This is a genomic window from Variovorax sp. VRV01 (genome assembly GCF_014852545.1).
In the GTDB taxonomy this organism is placed as follows: domain Bacteria; phylum Pseudomonadota; class Gammaproteobacteria; order Burkholderiales; family Burkholderiaceae_C; genus Variovorax; species Variovorax beijingensis_A.
The window spans coordinates 59,486-74,846 of sequence record NZ_JACVBS010000004.1; the positions used below are offsets into that span (position 1 = coordinate 59,486).

Here is a 15,361-nt window from a genome sequence, read left to right on the forward strand (position 1 = left end):
TCCCATGCTGAACCCATCGCAAGACATCGACCACGGCACGCCCAGGCGCGAATCCACCGAGGAAGTCACGCTCGAGATCGACGGCATGCCGATGACGGTGGCCAAGGGCACCTCGCTGATGCGCGCCGCGGTCGATGCGGGCGTGCAGGTGCCCAAGCTGTGCGCGACCGACAGCCTGGAGCCCTTCGGCTCCTGCCGGCTCTGCCTGGTGGAGATCGACGGACGCAAGGGCTATCCGGCGTCGTGCACCACGCCGGCCGAGGCCGGCATGAAGGTGCGCACGCAGAGCCCGAGGCTGCAGGAGCTGCGCAAGGGCGTGATGGAGCTCTACATCTCCGACCATCCGCTCGACTGCCTCACCTGCGCCGCCAACGGCGACTGCGAACTGCAGGACATGGCCGGCGTCACCGGGCTGCGCAACGTGCGCTACGGCTACGACGGCGCCAACCATCTGAAGAGCGCCAAGGACGAGTCCAACCCCTACTTCACCTACGACCCGGCCAAGTGCATCGTCTGCAACCGCTGCGTGCGGGCCTGCGAAGAAACGCAGGGCACCTTCGCGCTCACCATCAGCGGCCGCGGCTTCGAATCGCGCGTATCGGCGGGCCAGGACCAGCCCTTCATGGAATCCGAATGCGTGAGCTGCGGCGCCTGCGTGCAGGCCTGCCCCACGGCCACGCTGCAGGAAAAATCAGTGATCTGGCTGGGCCAGGCCGAGCACAGCGCCATCACCACCTGCGCCTATTGCGGCGTGGGCTGCGGCTTCAAGGCCGAGATGAAGGGCAACGAAGTGGTGCGCATGGTGCCCTGGAAGGACGGCAAGGCCAACGAAGGCCACTCGTGCGTGAAGGGCCGCTTTGCCTGGGGCTACGCCACCCACAAGGACCGCGTGCTCAAGCCCATGATCCGCAGCAGGATCACCGACCCGTGGCGCGAGGTGAGCTGGGACGAAGCCGTCAACCACGCCGCCAGCGAATTCCGCCGCATCCAGGCCAAGTACGGCACCGATTCCATCGGCGGGCTGGTGTCCTCGCGCTGCACCAACGAAGAGGGCTACCTGGTGCAGAAGCTGGTGCGCGCGGCCTTCGGCAACAACAACGTCGACACCTGCGCGCGCGTGTGCCACTCGCCCACCGGCTATGGCCTGAAGCAGACCATGGGCGAATCGGCCGGCACGCAGACTTTCAAGTCGGTCGAGAAGTCGGACGTGATCATGGTGATCGGCGCCAACCCGTCCGACGGCCACCCGGTGTTCGCGTCGCGCATGAAGCGCCGCCTGCGCGCCGGTGCACGGCTGATCGTGATCGACCCGCGCACCATCGACCTGGTGAAGTCGCCCCACGTCAAGGCCGACCATCATCTCAAGCTCAAGCCCGGCACCAACGTGGCGGTGATCAGCGCCATGGCGCATGTGATCGTGACCGAAGGCCTGGTCGACGAAGCCTTCGTGGCCGAGCGCTGCGAGCCCAAGTCGTTCAACGAGTGGCGGGAGTTCGTTGCGCGCCCGGCCAACTCGCCCGAGGCCATGGAAGCAGTGACCGGCGTGCCGGCCACCGAGCTGCGCGCCGCCGCGCGGCTGTTTGCCAAGGGCCACGGCGGCAAGCGCAATGCCGCCATCTACTACGGCCTGGGCGTGACGGAGCACAGCCAGGGCTCGACCATGGTGATGGGCATCGCCAACCTCGCCATGGCCACCGGCAACGTGGGCCGCGAAGGCGTGGGCGTGAATCCGCTGCGCGGCCAGAACAACGTGCAGGGCTCCTGCGACATGGGCTCGTTCCCGCACGAGCTGCCGGGCTACCGCCATGTGTCGGACAGCACCGCGCGCGGCAGCTTCGAAGACGCCTGGGGCGTGGCGCTGCGCGCCGAGCCGGGGCTGCGCATTCCCAACATGTTCGATGCCGCCATCACCGGCAGCTTCAAGGGCCTGTACTGCGAGGGCGAGGACGTGGTCCAGTCGGACCCGAACACGCAGCACGTGGCCGAGGCCCTGATGGCGATGGAATGCATCGTGGTGCAGGACCTGTTCCTGAACGAAACCGCCAAGTACGCCCACGTGTTCCTGCCGGGCGCGTCGTTCCTGGAGAAGGACGGTACCTTCACCAACGCCGAGCGCCGCATCTCGCGCGTCACCAAGGTGATGCCGCCCAAGGCCGGCTATGCCGACTGGGAGGTGACGCAGCTGCTCTCCAACGCGCTGGGCTATCCCATGAACTATGCGAGCGCCGAAGAAATCATGGACGAAATCGCCGCACTCACGCCCACCTTCGCGGGCGTGAGCTACGCCAAGCTCGCGAAGCTCGGCAGCGTGCAGTGGCCCTGCAACGAGGCTGCGCCCGAAGGCACACCGACCATGCACGTCGGCGAGTTCGTGCGCGGCAAGGGCAAGTTCATCATCACGCAGTACGTGCCAACGGACGAGAAGGTCACGCGCATGTACCCGCTGATCCTGACCACCGGGCGCATCCTGTCGCAGTACAACGTGGGCGCGCAGACCCGCCGCACCGACAACAACCAGTGGCACAGCGAGGACCGCCTCGAGATCCACCCGGCCGACGCCGAGGACCGCGGCATCGCCGAGGGCGACTGGGTCGGCATCCGCAGCCGCGCCGGCGAAACCGTGCTGCGGGCCACCATCACCGAGCGCGTGCAGCCGGGCGTGGTCTACACCACCTTCCACTTCCCCGAATCGGGCGCCAACGTGATCACCACCGACAACTCCGACTGGGCCACCAACTGCCCCGAGTTCAAGGTGACCGCGGTGCAGGTGATGCCGGTGATGCAGCCTTCCGAATGGCAGCAGGAGTACAGCCGGTTCAACGCTCTGCAGGAAGAGCTGCTGAGCAGGCGCATCGAAGAAACGGCGGCCGCCAAGTGAACCTGTCCGACGTCCCACTGCGTCCCGGAAGCGCGGAACTTCTGCCCGTGCGCGGCGTGCGCGCCCGCCGGGCCTTCGACAACCGCGACTGGGTGGCCGTGGAGGTGCCGGTCGCGCTGGAGTTCAACGGCATTGCGCACGCTGTGATGCTTGCGACGCCCACCGACCTGGCCGACTTCGCGCTGGGCTTCGCGCTCAGCGAGGGCATCCTGCTCGGACGCGGCGAGCTCTACGGCGTGGAGGAAGCGTACGCCCCCGAAGGCATCACGCTCAAGCTCGAGGTGGCGAGCGCGGCCTTCGCGCGGCTGAAGGCGCGCCGCCGCTCGATGGCCGGGCGCACGGGCTGCGGCCTGTGCGGCACCGAGAGCCTGGCGCATGTCACGCGCGCGCTGCCGCCCCTGCCCGAGGGCCCGGCGCTCTCGACCCGCGCCGTCGCGCGCGGCATGCGGGAGCTGGCCTCGCTGCAGGTGCTGCAGAAGGTGACGGGTGCCGTGCATGCGGCTGCCTGGTGCAGCGTCGAGGGCGAAGCCCTGCTGGTGCGCGAGGACGTCGGCCGCCACAACGCGCTCGACAAGCTCGTCGGCGCGCTCGCAAGAAGCAGCGTGCCCGCCTCCACCGGCTTCATCGCGGTGACCAGCCGGGCGAGTTTCGAGATGGTGCAGAAGACCGTTGCCGCCGGCGTGCCGCTGCTGGCCGCGGTATCGGCCTCGACCTCGCTGGCCACGGCGGTTGCGCAGGACGCGGGCCTGACGCTGGCAGGCTTCGTGCGCGGCGACGACCTGGTCATCTACACCCACCCGTGGCGGCTGAACGGCCTGCCCTCCAACGCCTGAGGTTTCCTGCAATGCACGTCGACCAGCTGATCCGCATGGTGAACCAGATGGGCAGCTTCTTCGAAGCCATGCCCGACCGCAGCGAAGCCCTGCATGACCTGGCGCTGCACCTGAAACGCTTCTGGGAACCGCGCATGCGGCGCGAGCTGCTGGCGCACCTGGACACCGGCGGACCGGGGGAACTGAACCCCGTGTCGGCCGAGGCGATCCGCGTGCACCGAGCGCTGCTCGAATAGCAGCGCTACTGCAGCGGCGCCGGCTTGATCCGCGACGCCATGCCCGCGGTGCCGAAGGCCTGGAAGCGGTCGATGCAGACATCGCGCGCGGCCGCGGTCGCCTCCTTCAGGAACTTGCGCGGATCGAATTCGCTGCGGTCCTGGCCCATGGCGCGGCGCATCGCGCCGGTCATCGCTAGCCGGATGTCGGTGTCGATGTTGACCTTGCGCACGCCATGGCGGATGCCTTCCTGGATCTCCTCCACCGGCACGCCGTAGGTCTCCTTGATGTCGCCGCCGAACTCGCGGATCACGGCCAGCCATTCCTGCGGCACCGACGAAGAGCCGTGCATCACGAGGTGCGTCTTCGGAATGCGCGCATGGATCTCCTTGATGCGGTCGATCGCAAGGATGTCGCCGGTCGGCCTGCGGCTGAACTTGTAGGCGCCATGCGAAGTGCCGATGGCAATGGCCAGCGCATCCACGCCGGTGCGCGACACGAAATCGACCGCCTGCTGCGGATCGGTCAGCAGCTGGTCGTGCGACAGCACGCCCTCGGCCCCGCTGCCGTCTTCCTCGCCGGCCATGCCCGACTCGAGCGACCCGAGGCAGCCCAGCTCGCCCTCGACCGAGACGCCGACCGCATGCGCCATCTCCACCACGCGGCTGGTCACGCCCACGTTGTAGTCATAGCTCGCGGGCGTCTTCGCGTCTTCCATCAGCGAGCCGTCCATCATCACGCTGGTGAAGCCCGAACGGATGGCCTGCATGCACATCGACGGGCTGGCGCCGTGGTCCTGGTGCATCACGATCGGGATCCCGGGGTACATCTCGGCCGCCGCCTCGACCATCTTGCGCAGGAAGGGTTCGCCCGCGTATTTGCGCGCGCCGGCCGAGGCCTGCAGGATGACCGGGCTGTCGGTCTTGCGCGCGGCCTGCATGATGGCCTGGATCTGCTCCAGGTTGTTGACGTTGAACGCCGGCACGCCGTACTGGTGCTCGGCGGCGTGGTCCAGCAATTGGCGCAGCGAAATCATGGCCATGGGAGCTCTCCTGTGAAGTTGGAAATGGGCGTGGGCAGGTCGCGCGTTTCGAAGCTCATGCGGCCTCTTTCAGGCCGGCCGGCGCGGCGTTCGCAAGCAGGCGGCGGGCGCGCTCGGCCACCACTTCGGCGGTCAGTCCGAACAGCTTGAAGAGCTCGCCAGCCGGCGCCGATTCGCCGAAGCGGTCGAGCCCGACCACGTCGCCGTATTCGCCGACGAACTTCCACCACAGGCCGGTGCTGCCGGCCTCCACCGCCACGCGCGGCAGGTGGCGCGGAATGACCGCGTGGCGCCAATCCTTGTCCTGCCGTTCGAACACGTCCATGCACGGCACGGACACCACGCGCGCCTCGATGCCGTCCTGCGCCAGCAGGGCCGCGGCGGCCAGCGCCACGCTCACCTCGGAGCCGCTTGCCAGCAGGCAGACGCACTCCGCCTCCGGACGGCGCAGCACATAGGCGCCGCGCGCAATGGATCCGATGCGCTCTTCGCCATCGCCAGCATGCGGCAGCGCCTGGCGCGTCAGCAGCAGGCAACTCGGCCCATCGACGCGGCGCAGCGCCTGGCGCCATGCCACGGCCGTCTCGGCAGCATCGGCCGGGCGCCAGACATCGACATCGGGAATCAGCCGCAGGCTCGAGGCATGCTCCACCGGCTGGTGCGTCGGGCCGTCCTCGCCGAGCCCGATCGAGTCGTGCGTGAAGACATAGATGACCGGCAGCTTCATCAGCGCCGACATGCGCACGCCGTTGCGCGCGTAGTCGGAAAAAGTCAGGAAGGTGCCGCCGAAGGGACGGAAGCCGCCGTGCAGCGCGAGCCCGTTCATGATGGCCGCCATGCCGAACTCGCGCACGCCGTAGTGCACGTGGTTGCCGGTGCCCGTGCCCTTGAGCGCGCGGTGGCCCTTCCAGTCGGTGAGGTTCGAACCCGTGAGGTCGGCCGAACCGCCGATCAGTTCGGGCATCGCCGGGCCGACTTCGTCGAGCACCTGCTGCGAGGCCTTTCGCGTGGCGACCGATGCCTTGCGCTGCTCGGCGCCCGACGCGGCCGCAGCCAGGGCTGCCTCGGCTTTTGCAGTGAGCGGCGCGTCGGTGCGATGGCGTCGCAGCAACTCGCGCGCCAGCGCCGGATGCTCCTGTGCGTAGGCGGCAAAGCGCTCCTGCCAGGCTTTGTGCAGCGCGGCGCCCGATTCGCGCGCCGACCACGCCTCTGCAATGGCCGCCGGCACTTCGAAGGGCGCGGCGCTCCAGCCGAGCGCCTGCCGCGTCAACGCGATCTCGGCCTCGCCCAATGCCTCGCCATGCGCCTTCGCGGTGCCGGCGCGGTTCGGCGAACCCTGGCCGATGCGCGTCTTGCAGCACACGAGCACCGGGCGGTCCGCGGCCGTGGCGCTTTCAATGGCTGCGTCGAGCGCCTCGGCGTCATGGCCGTCGACGTCGCGCAGCACGGTCCAGCCGTAGGCTTCGAAGCGGCCCGGCGTGTCGTCGCTGAACCAGCCGCCGACCTCGCCGTCGATCGAGATGCCGTTGTCGTCGTAGAACGCCACCAGCTTGCGCAGGCGCCAGGTGCCCGCGAGCGAACAGGCCTCGTGGCTGATGCCTTCCATCAGGCAGCCGTCCCCCAGGAACACGTAGGTGCGGTGGTCGATCACCTCGTGGCCGGGGCGATTGAATTCCTCGGCCAGCAGCTTCTCGGCCAGCGCCATGCCCACCGCATTGCTGATGCCCTGCCCCAGCGGCCCGGTGGTGGTTTCCACGCCGGGCGTGACGCCGGCCTCGGGGTGGCCCGGCGTGCGCGAATGCAGCTGGCGGAAGCGCCGCAGCTCCTCCATCGGCAGCGCATAGCCGCTCAGGTGCAGCAGCGCATACAGCAGCATCGAGCCGTGCCCGTTGGAAACGACGAAGCGGTCGCGATTCATCCAGCGCGGATCGGCGGGATCGTGCCGCAGGCGATGCCGCCACAAGGCTTCGGCGATGTCGGCCATGCCCATCGGCATGCCCGGGTGGCCCGAGTTGGCGGCTTGCACCGCGTCCATGGCCAGCGCGCGGATGGCGTTGGCGCACTGCGTGCGCAAGGCGAGGTTGTCAGTCGTCATGCGAGGTTCCGGTGGGTTCGTTGTGCGTGAGGTGTTCGGCCGCGGCGGGCGCGCGCTAGATCGCATAGGCCTTCTTGCGGCGCTCCATGAGGCGCAGGATCATCGGCGTGAAGATCAGCTGCATCGCGAGCTCCATCTTTCCGCCCGGCACCACCAGCGTGTTGGCCCGCGACATGAAGGAGTCGTGCAGCATGCTCAGCAGATAGGGAAAGTCGAAGCCCGTGGGGTTGGCGAAGCGGATCACGACCAGGCTCTCGTCCGGGCTCGGGATGGTGCGCGCAATGAACGGGTCGGAGGTGTCGACCACCGGCACGCGCTGAAAGTTGATGTGCGTGCGCGTGAACTGCGGGCAGATGTAGTGCACGTACTCGTTCATCCGGCGCAGGATCACGTCGGTCACGGCCTCGGTCGAATAGCCGCGCGTGTTCTTGTCGCGGTGCAGCTTCTGGATCCACTCGAGGTTGATCACCGGCACCACGCCGATCAGCAGGTCGACGTGGCGCGCGATGTCGACCTTCCCGGTGGTCACGCCGCCATGCAGGCCCTCATAGAACAGCAGCTCGCTGTCGGGCAGCGTTTCCCACGGCGTGAAAGTGCCGGGCTCCTGCTTGTAGGGCGCGGCCTCCTGCGCATCGTGCAGGTACTTGCGGCTCTGGCCGACGCCCGCCTCGCCGTAGTCGCGGAACAGCGCCTCGAGTTCGGCGAACAGGTTGGCGTCCTCGCCGAAGTGGCTGAAGTTGCGGTTGCCGGCGGCCTCGGCCTCGGCCATGGCCACCTTCATGGAATTGCGGTCGTAGCGATGGAAGCTGTCGCCCTCCACGATGGCCGCCTTGACGCTCTCGCGGCGGAAGATGTTCTCGAAAGTCCGCGTGACGGACGTGGTGCCCGCGCCGGACGAGCCGGTGATGGCAACGATGGGATGTTTGGCTGACATGGTGGCCTTGGGGAGATGAAGAATTCGTGCGGGCGGCGGGGTCTCGTTCAGGCGGCGGTTGCAAAGAGGCCGCGCTTTCCGAACAGCGGCGCCTGGTAGGTGTCCTGCGGCTCCTCGCTGTGGTAGGCCTCCACGCGCGCCACCTCGTCGGACGACCCGAAGACGAAGCCGATGCGCTGGTGGATCGACTCCGGCTCGACCGTCATCAGGCGGCGCCGGCCGGTGCTGGCCATGCCGCCGGCCTGCTCGATCAAGAACGAGATCGGATTGGCCTCGTAGAGCAGCCGCAGGCGCCCGTCGCGTCCGGCTTCCTTGCTGTCGCGCGGGTACATGAAGACGCCGCCGCGCATCAGGATGCGGTGCGTTTCGGCCACCAGCGAGGCGATCCACCGCATGTTGAAGTCGATGCCGCGCGGGCCTTCCCTGCCGGCCAGGCATTCGTCGACGTAGCGCTTCACGGCCGGCTCCCAGAAGCGGCTGTTCGAGGCGTTGATCGCGAACTCGCTGGTCTGCCGCGGAATGCTCAGGTTCGGATGGCTCAGCACCCATTCGCCCAGCTGCGGATCGAGCGTGAAGGCATGCGTGCCGTTGCCCAGCGTCAGCACCAGCATGGTCGAGGGGCCGTAGATCGCATAGCCGGCCCCCACCTGCTCGGTGCCGGGCTGCAGGAAGTCTTCAGGCCTGGCGTCGGCCTCTGGCGTGGGCGCGCGCAGGATCGAGAAGATGCTGCCCACCGCCACGTTGACGTCGATGTTCGACGAGCCGTCGAGCGGATCGAACAGCAGCAGGTACTTGCCGCGCGGGTACTGCTGCGGCGGCAGGTAGGGCTCTTCCATCTCTTCCGAGACCATGCCCGCCACGTGGCCGCCCCACTCGTTGGCGCGCAGGAACATGTCGTTGCTCAGCACGTCGAGCGTCTTCTGTTCCTCGCCCTGCACGTTCTGCGTGCTCGCGCTGCCGAGTACGTCGCCGAGGGCGCCGAGCGCCACCTTGCGCGAGATCGCCTTGCAGGCAAGGGAGACGTCGGTGATGAGCGCGTTGAGCGCGCCCGTGGCACCGGGGTGGCGGCGGCGCTCCTCGATGATGTACTGGGTCAGCGTGGCCTTGCCTGCAATGGGCATGATCGTCTCCTGGTTGAATCAAAAAATCCGGGTCGTCATTTCTTCGTCTCGGCGGCCCGCAGCGCGCGACTCGCATGCCCTCAGCAGCAGTTGCTGCGGCGTCGAGACGCGCCATGCGCGCGCCGCTTCGCCCGCATTCGCCGCCGCATGGCCGCCATAGCCCCAGGCCACCAGCGCGGCCGGACAGCCCGCTGCCTGTGCCGCGAGCAGGTCGGCCGGGCCGTCGCCCACCATCAGCAGCCTCGCGGGTTCCACGCCCAGCTGGCGCGCCGCGGCCTGCAGCAGGAGCGGCGCGGGCTTGCGCTGCGCTGCGGTGTCGGCGCCGTGAACCCCCGCCATCGCCGGCAGCAGACCTGCTGCATCCAGCACGGCGCGTGCCAGCGGCGTCGGCTTGTTCGTGACCACCACCATCGGCAGCGTGCGGCGCAGGCCGGAGACGAGTGCGGCAATGCCCTCGAACACGCTGCCGAACTTCAATGGCGCCGCCAGCGTGGCGGCATCGAAGGACTTGCGCAGCCGGCCGCGCAGCGCCTCGCTGCCGCCGAGCCCGTGCTCGCGCAGCGCCTGCAGGATCAGCGCGTCGGGGCCGTCGCCGATCCACGCGCGCACGGTGTCCAGCTCGAAGCAGGCCAGCCCGGCTTCCTCGAGCGCGCAGTTCAGCGCATGCCGGATGTCGGGCGCGCTGTCGACCAGCGTGCCGTCGAGGTCGAAGGCGATCGCATCGATGCCGTGCAACTCTTCTTTCGTCATGCGGGACGCCCTTCCATCGACTCGCGGCCCTGCAGTGCCTGCACGCGGATGGCGCCGATGGCCTCGCGGTAGCGGCCGCCGTTGAACACGGCCGAGCCCGCCACCAGGGTGTCGGCACCCGCGGCGCCGATGCGCGCGGCGTTGCCGGGCTTCACGCCGCCATCGACCTCCAGCCAGATCTCGCGCCCGCTGGCATCGATGCGGCGGCGCACCGCCTCGATCTTCGGCAGCACGCTCTCGATGAAGCTCTGGCCGCCGAAGCCGGGATTGACCGACATCAGCAGCACCAGGTCGAGCTGGTCCAGCACATGGTCGAGCACCGCAAGCGGCGTGGCGGGGTTGAGCACCAGGCCGGCCCTGCAGCCGCTGTCCCTGATCAACCGGATCGTGCGGTCGATGTGCTCGCTGGCCTCGGGATGAAACGAAATGATCGAGGCGCCGGCCTGCGCGAACATCGGGATCAGCGCATCGACCGGCTTGACCATCAGGTGCACGTCGATCGGCACCGTCGCATAGGGCTTGATGGCCTCGCAGACCAGCGGACCGATTGTCAGATTTGGAACATAGTGGTTGTCCATGACATCGAAATGGATCAGGTCGGCACCGGCTTCGATGACCGCCGTGACCTCCTCGCCGAGCCGTGCGAAGTTCGCCGACAGCAGGCTGGGCGCGATCCGCATGGTGTTTTTTTCGTTCTGCATCTAACTGTCCTCACGGTAAAGCGCCTGCACGGCATTCACTGGCGGCGCCACGGTGGCCATACGCAACAGTTCTTCGATTCCGAGCCACGCCGCCGATGCCAGGCAACCGCCGGGCTCGCCGGCCAGCGGCTGAGTGGGGTCGCCCAGGCTCGGCAGCACCAGCCCGGCGCCGCTGAAATCGCTGCCTTCGGTCCAGAAGGTCGGCGTGACCAGCGTCCAGAGACCAGCGCCCAGCGCCGAGCGCAGCCCGTTGGGCGAGTCCTCGATGGCGATGGCGCGTTCGGGCGGCACGCCCAGCGTGTCGAGCGCCAGCAGGTAGATGTCGGACGCCGGCTTCTTCGCGCGCACCTGGTCGCCGCAGGCGATCACGTCGAACATCGTGAGGCCGCGCGGGCCGAGCGTGGCCTGCAGCAGCGCGTCGATGTTGACGGCGGTGGTGGTGCTGGCAATCGCCAGGCGCAGGCCGGCGCGCTGAGCCTCCTCCAGAAACCGCAGCACGCCGGTGCGCAGCTCGATGCCGCCGCGCCGCGCGATGTCGGTGTAGTGCTGCGTCTTGGCCACATGGATGGCCGGCACGCGTTCATGCAGCCGCTTCTTCTCGGATGCACCCAGCGGCAGCGAATCGATGTAGGCCTTCATGCGCTCCTTGCCGCCCGTGACCGCCAGCAGCGCGCGGTATTCGGCCTGGCTCCAGTGCCAGCCGAGCCCGAGCTGCTCGAAAGCCAGGTTGAAGGCCATGCGGTGCACTTCCTCGGTGTCGGCCAGGGTGCCGTCGACGTCGAAGACCAGGGCTTCGATGCTCATCTCTTTTCTCCTTCGGCCTGCGGAGCGTCCGCCGGCGCATTGAAGACACGGCTGGCCAGGATGTCCTGCGCCTGCAGCGTGCAGAGCTGCTCGCGCGTCAGGGCCTCGTCGCTGCCGAACAGGCGCGTGGCGTGGCGCAGCCGGATGCGGTCGAGCGCGTTGCGGATCGATCGCGCATTGGCAAAGTGCGGCTGCTGCCGGCGCAGGCTCACGTAGCGCGAGAAGGTGGAGGCCGCGCCGTCGTCGAAGCTGTAGTTCAGCCGCCCCAGCATGAGCTGCGCGATCTGCATCAGCTCGGCCTCGCTGTAGTCCGGAAAATCGATGTGGTGCGCAATGCGCGAGGCCATGCCCGGGTTGCTGCCGAAGAAGGTCTCCATGCGGTCCTTGTAGCCCGCAAGAATCACCACCAGGTCGTCGCGCTGGTTCTCCATCACCTGCAGCAGGATCTCGATGGCCTCCTGCCCGTAGTCGCGTTCATTCTCGGGCCGGTAGAGGTAGTAGGCCTCGTCGATGAACAGCACGCCGCCCATCGCCTTCTTGATCACTTCCTTGGTCTTGGGCGCCGTGTGGCCGATGAACTGGCCCACCAGGTCGTCGCGCGTCACCGCCACCAGGTGGCCCTTGCGCACATAGCCCAGCTGCTTGAGCACCTCGGCCATGCGCATCGCCACCGTGGTCTTTCCGGTGCCCGGGTTGCCCGTGAACGACATGTGCAGCGAAGGCGGCTGCGACTGCAGCCCCTGCGCCTGGCGCAGCTTGTCGATCAGGAGCAGCGCCGCGATGTCGCGGATGCGGCCCTTGACCGGCGCCAGCCCGATCAGCTCGGCGTCGAGCTGGTCGAGCAGCGCCTTCACGCCCGAAGACTCGAAGAGCTGCCTCGGCGCCGTGGCCGTTGCGGCGGGGGATTCGGTGGCGTCCATGCGTGCCTCTTGCAATGCGCGTGCGAAAGGGTTCGATCAGTAGCGGCTGCCTTCGGGCCGCGCCTGCGCCGCATAGCTCTCGATGCTGTAGCGGATCGTGCGGCCCGGCTCCTCGGTGCGGATCAGGCGGAAGCCCGGTTCGTTCGACGGCCGGTTGACGATGAAGGACATCACGACCGACTCGGTGCCGTGCGTCGAATCGAAAGCCGTCACGCGGATGTACTGCTGCGGGAAGGTCTTGCGGCAGGCCGCGAGTTCGAGCATGACGCCGGCCGCATCCTTGATGTCGAACATCGGGTTGCCGAACATCTCCCAGAAGGTGTTGCGCGGATGGGGGTCGTCGGTGTATTCGAGGCCGATGGCCCAGCCCTTGTCCAGGCAGTACTCGACCTGGCGGCTGATCTGCTCGTCGCTCAGGTCGGGCAGGAAGGAAAAGGTGCCTTGTGTGATTCGCATGTCTGTTGCTCCTGGAACTGGAAAGCGGGTTCAGGCCACCGATGGCGTCGGCACGTAGTCGGAGGTATCGGTGGAGGCGTAGTTGAAGGAGATCTCGCCCCATGTGTCGAGCGCGGCCGCCAGCGGCGTGCACCACTTGGCCGCGTCGCGCAGGATCTGCGGGCCCTCGTTGGCGATGTCGCGGCCCTCGTTGCGTGCCAGCACCATGGCTTCGAGCGCCACGCGGTTGGCCGTGGCCCCGGCCTGGATGCCCTGCGGATGGCCGATGGTGCCGCCGCCGAACTGCAGCACCACGTCGTCGCCGAACAGGTCGAGCAGCTGGTGCATCTGGCCGGCATGGATGCCCCCCGAGGCCACCGGCATCACCTTGCGCAGCGCGCCCCAGTCCTGGTCGAAGTAGATGCCGCGCGGCAGGTCGACCTTGGTGCGCGTGTCGCGGCAGACGTTGTAGTAGCCCTGCACCGTCATCGGGTCGCCTTCGAGCTTGCCGACGGCCGTGCCCGCGTGGATGTGGTCCACGCCCGCCAGGCGCATCCACTTGGCGATCACGCGGAAGCTCACGCCGTGGTTCTTCTGGCGCGTGTAGGTGCCGTGGCCCGCGCGGTGCAGGTGCAGGATCATGTCGTTCTGGCGGCACCAGTGGCTCATCGACTGGATGGCCGTGTAGCCGACGACCAGGTCGATCATCACGATCACCGAGCCGAGCTCCTTGGCGAACTGTGCGCGGCGGTACATCTCTTCCATGGTGCCGGCCGTGACGTTCAGGTAGCTGCCCTTGACCTCGCCGGTGGCGGCGCTGGCCTTGTTGACCGCGTCCATCACGAACAGGAAGCGGTCGCGCCAGTGCATGAAGGGCTGCGAGTTGATGTTCTCGTCGTCCTTCATGAAGTCGAGCCCGCCGCGCAGGCCCTCGTACACCACGCGGCCGTAGTTGCGGCCCGAGAGTCCGAGCTTCGGCTTGGTGGTCGCGCCGAGCAGGGGCCGGCCGAACTTGTCGAGCCGCTCGCGCTCCACCACGATGCCGGTCGGCGGGCCGGGAAAGGTCTTGACGTAGGCCACCGGGAACTTCATGTCTTCCAGCCGCGCGGCCTTCAGCGGCTTGAAGCTGAAGACGTTGCCGATGATGGAAGCCGTCACGTTGGTGATCGAGCCTTCCTCGAACAGCGAGAGGTCGTAGGCCACGTAGCAGAAGTACTGGCCCGGGTTGTTGGGCACCGGCTCGACCTTGTAGGCCTTGGCGCGGTACATGTCGCAGGCCGTGAGGCGGTCGGTCCACACCACGGTCCAGGTGGCGGTGGACGATTCGCCCGCCACCGCAGCGGCGGCCTCGATGGCGTCCACGCCCTCCTGGGGCGTGATGCGGAAGAGCGCGAGGATGTCGGTGTCCTTGGGCACGTAGTCGCCGTCCCAGTAGCCCATCTGCGCGTACTTGAGCACACCGGCCGAGTAGCGCTTCTTGGCGTCGGTGATCTGGATTGCTTCGTTCATGTTGCCCATGGAGTGCCTCTCGAAAAGAAGGGGTTTGGTGCTGTCTGGTGAAGTGAATGTAGGCCTCGTGAAAGATAAAGAAAAATTAAATCTTTTGACATTCACATTTGCCGAACCTAATATCACTTCATGCCTCTTTCCAAGCACGCGAGCTTTCGCCAGCTCGCCACCTTCCACGCCGTGGCGCGGCTCGGCAGCGTTTCGCTTGCTGCAGACGAAATGCATCTGACGCAACCCGCGGTGTCGATACAGATCGGCACACTCGAGGAGTCGGCCGGCACGCCGCTCTTGCAGCGCACGGGCCGCGGCATCCGGCTGACCGAGGCGGGCGAATTGCTCGCGGGCTATGCCGGCCGCATCCTCGACCTGTGGCGCGAGGCCGGCGACGAAATGGCCATGCTGCAGGGGGTGTTCTCGGGCACCTTGCGCGTGGGCGCCATCACCACGGCCGAGTACCTGCTGCCGCCCATCCTCGTGAACTTCGCCAAGGAGCACCCGAAGGTGAAGGTCAAGCTGCAGGTCGGCAACCGCGACGAGATCGTGCGCATGCTCGCGGGCCAGGAGATCGACATCGCCATCATGGGCCGCCCGCCCGCGGAGCTGAAGACCGACTCCAGCGCCTTCGCCAAGCACCCGATGGCCTTTCTCGCGGCGCCCTCGCATCCGCTGATGTCTGCGGCCAAGCCGAGCATCGCCCTGCTCTCGGACACGCGCATGCTGGTGCGCGAGCGCGGCTCGGGCACGCGCACCACGGTCGAACGCTTCTTCAAGGACCACGGCCTGCCGCTGCGCATCGGCTCCGAGCTGTCGAGCAACGAGGCCATCAAGCAGATGTGCGCCGCGGGCTTCGGTATTGCGTTTTTGTCGATGCACACCTGCGTGCTCGAGATGAACGCGGGCCTGCTGGGCGTGCTGCCGGTGCCGGGCAATCCGGTGGTGCGCGACTGGTACGTGATGCACCTGGCGTCGCGCCAATTGCCGCAGGTGGCGCTGGCCTTCGAGGACTACCTGCGCACACATGGCCAGGCGCAGATCCAGCAGCAGCTCGGCACGCTGCCGGCACCTCGCACCGCTGCGAGGAAGCGCAGCGTGCGGCGCGCGGCCTGAGCTTTTCGGCGCGCGG

General features: G+C 67.9%; 14 protein-coding genes. 4 read left to right on the forward strand and 10 right to left on the reverse strand.

The features are described from left to right. The first annotated feature begins 4 nt into the window (after positions 1-4). Genes fdhF through IB278_RS08640 form a run of 3 tightly spaced genes read left to right on the forward strand, consistent with a single transcriptional unit; the run spans position 5 to position 3,947 of the window. Positions 5-2,878 (forward strand): formate dehydrogenase subunit alpha, encoded by a 2,874-nt coding sequence (gene fdhF, locus IB278_RS08630; RefSeq protein ID WP_192323219.1) that lies wholly within the window; start codon positions 5-7, stop codon positions 2,876-2,878. After that, positions 2,875-3,711: a formate dehydrogenase accessory sulfurtransferase FdhD gene (gene fdhD / locus IB278_RS08635; RefSeq protein ID WP_145745123.1), complete on the forward strand. Its 837-nt coding sequence runs from the start codon at positions 2,875-2,877 to the stop codon at positions 3,709-3,711. The genes fdhF and fdhD overlap by 4 nt, the downstream gene beginning before the upstream one ends. 11 nt (positions 3,712-3,722) lie before the next feature. Further along, positions 3,723-3,947, forward strand: a complete 225-nt coding sequence (locus tag IB278_RS08640; protein WP_145745121.1) for a formate dehydrogenase subunit delta — start codon at positions 3,723-3,725, stop codon at positions 3,945-3,947. Between the two features lie 5 nt (positions 3,948-3,952). On the opposite strand, the gene fba is transcribed toward IB278_RS08640, so the two are convergent. Genes fba through IB278_RS08690 form a run of 10 tightly spaced genes read right to left on the reverse strand, consistent with a single transcriptional unit; the run spans position 3,953 to position 14,247 of the window. After that, the gene (gene fba / locus IB278_RS08645) at positions 3,953-4,969 is read right to left on the reverse strand and encodes a class II fructose-bisphosphate aldolase (RefSeq protein WP_145745118.1); all 1,017 of its coding nucleotides are present in this window, start codon (positions 4,967-4,969) and stop codon (positions 3,953-3,955) included. Between the two features lie 55 nt (positions 4,970-5,024). Continuing rightward, a complete protein-coding gene (tkt, locus tag IB278_RS08650; RefSeq protein ID WP_192323220.1) occupies positions 5,025-7,064 on the reverse strand; it encodes a transketolase in 2,040 nt (679 codons plus the stop codon). A gap of 55 nt (positions 7,065-7,119) precedes the next feature. After that, the gene (locus IB278_RS08655) at positions 7,120-7,998 is read right to left on the reverse strand and encodes a phosphoribulokinase (RefSeq protein WP_145745114.1); all 879 of its coding nucleotides are present in this window, start codon (positions 7,996-7,998) and stop codon (positions 7,120-7,122) included. A 47-nt stretch (positions 7,999-8,045) separates the two neighbouring features. Next, positions 8,046-9,119 carry a class 1 fructose-bisphosphatase gene (locus IB278_RS08660; RefSeq protein WP_192323221.1) on the reverse strand — a complete coding sequence of 358 codons (1,074 nt, stop codon included), beginning with the start codon at positions 9,117-9,119 and terminating at the stop codon, positions 8,046-8,048. Positions 9,120-9,137: 18 nt separating this feature from the next. Further along, complete coding sequence (locus IB278_RS08665; RefSeq protein ID WP_192323222.1) at positions 9,138-9,869, reverse strand: HAD-IA family hydrolase; 732 nt, start codon at positions 9,867-9,869, stop codon at positions 9,138-9,140. Continuing rightward, positions 9,866-10,570, reverse strand: a complete 705-nt coding sequence (gene rpe, locus IB278_RS08670) for a ribulose-phosphate 3-epimerase (protein ID WP_192323223.1) — start codon at positions 10,568-10,570, stop codon at positions 9,866-9,868. Before rpe ends, IB278_RS08665 begins: the two co-directional genes overlap by 4 nt. Then, entirely contained in the window at positions 10,571-11,374 is an 804-nt protein-coding gene (locus tag IB278_RS08675) for an HAD-IA family hydrolase (RefSeq protein ID WP_192323224.1), read from the reverse strand. Next, positions 11,371-12,294, reverse strand: coding sequence for a CbbX protein (cbbX, locus tag IB278_RS08680; RefSeq protein WP_192323225.1), 924 nt, complete (start codon positions 12,292-12,294; stop codon positions 11,371-11,373). Before cbbX ends, IB278_RS08675 begins: the two co-directional genes overlap by 4 nt. A 36-nt stretch (positions 12,295-12,330) precedes the next feature. Next, the gene (locus IB278_RS08685) at positions 12,331-12,750 is read right to left on the reverse strand and encodes a ribulose bisphosphate carboxylase small subunit (RefSeq protein ID WP_192323226.1); all 420 of its coding nucleotides are present in this window, start codon (positions 12,748-12,750) and stop codon (positions 12,331-12,333) included. Between the two features lie 30 nt (positions 12,751-12,780). Then, entirely contained in the window at positions 12,781-14,247 is a 1,467-nt protein-coding gene (locus tag IB278_RS08690; RefSeq protein ID WP_145745102.1) for a form I ribulose bisphosphate carboxylase large subunit, read from the reverse strand. 120 nt (positions 14,248-14,367) lie between these two features. Between IB278_RS08690 and IB278_RS08695 the strand changes: the two genes are divergently transcribed. Beyond that, positions 14,368-15,345 (forward strand): LysR family transcriptional regulator, encoded by a 978-nt coding sequence (locus IB278_RS08695; RefSeq protein ID WP_192323227.1) that lies wholly within the window; start codon positions 14,368-14,370, stop codon positions 15,343-15,345. Positions 15,346-15,361: the final 16 nt, after the last annotated feature.

Coding starts and splice junctions, on each gene's coding strand:
- fdhF (WP_192323219.1), top strand. CDS start 5: ATGCTGAACCCATCGCAAGACATCGACCACGGCACGCCCAGGCGCGAA.
- IB278_RS08640 (WP_145745121.1), top strand. CDS start 3,723: ATGCACGTCGACCAGCTGATCCGCATGGTGAACCAGATGGGCAGCTTC.
- fba (WP_145745118.1), bottom strand. CDS start 4,969: ATGGCCATGATTTCGCTGCGCCAATTGCTGGACCACGCCGCCGAGCAC.
- tkt (WP_192323220.1), bottom strand. CDS start 7,064: ATGACGACTGACAACCTCGCCTTGCGCACGCAGTGCGCCAACGCCATC.
- IB278_RS08655 (WP_145745114.1), bottom strand. CDS start 7,998: ATGTCAGCCAAACATCCCATCGTTGCCATCACCGGCTCGTCCGGCGCG.
- IB278_RS08660 (WP_192323221.1), bottom strand. CDS start 9,119: ATGCCCATTGCAGGCAAGGCCACGCTGACCCAGTACATCATCGAGGAG.
- IB278_RS08665 (WP_192323222.1), bottom strand. CDS start 9,869: ATGACGAAAGAAGAGTTGCACGGCATCGATGCGATCGCCTTCGACCTC.
- rpe (WP_192323223.1), bottom strand. CDS start 10,570: ATGCAGAACGAAAAAAACACCATGCGGATCGCGCCCAGCCTGCTGTCG.
- IB278_RS08675 (WP_192323224.1), bottom strand. CDS start 11,374: ATGAGCATCGAAGCCCTGGTCTTCGACGTCGACGGCACCCTGGCCGAC.
- cbbX (WP_192323225.1), bottom strand. CDS start 12,294: ATGGACGCCACCGAATCCCCCGCCGCAACGGCCACGGCGCCGAGGCAG.
- IB278_RS08685 (WP_192323226.1), bottom strand. CDS start 12,750: ATGCGAATCACACAAGGCACCTTTTCCTTCCTGCCCGACCTGAGCGAC.
- IB278_RS08690 (WP_145745102.1), bottom strand. CDS start 14,247: ATGGGCAACATGAACGAAGCAATCCAGATCACCGACGCCAAGAAGCGC.
- IB278_RS08695 (WP_192323227.1), top strand. CDS start 14,368: ATGCCTCTTTCCAAGCACGCGAGCTTTCGCCAGCTCGCCACCTTCCAC.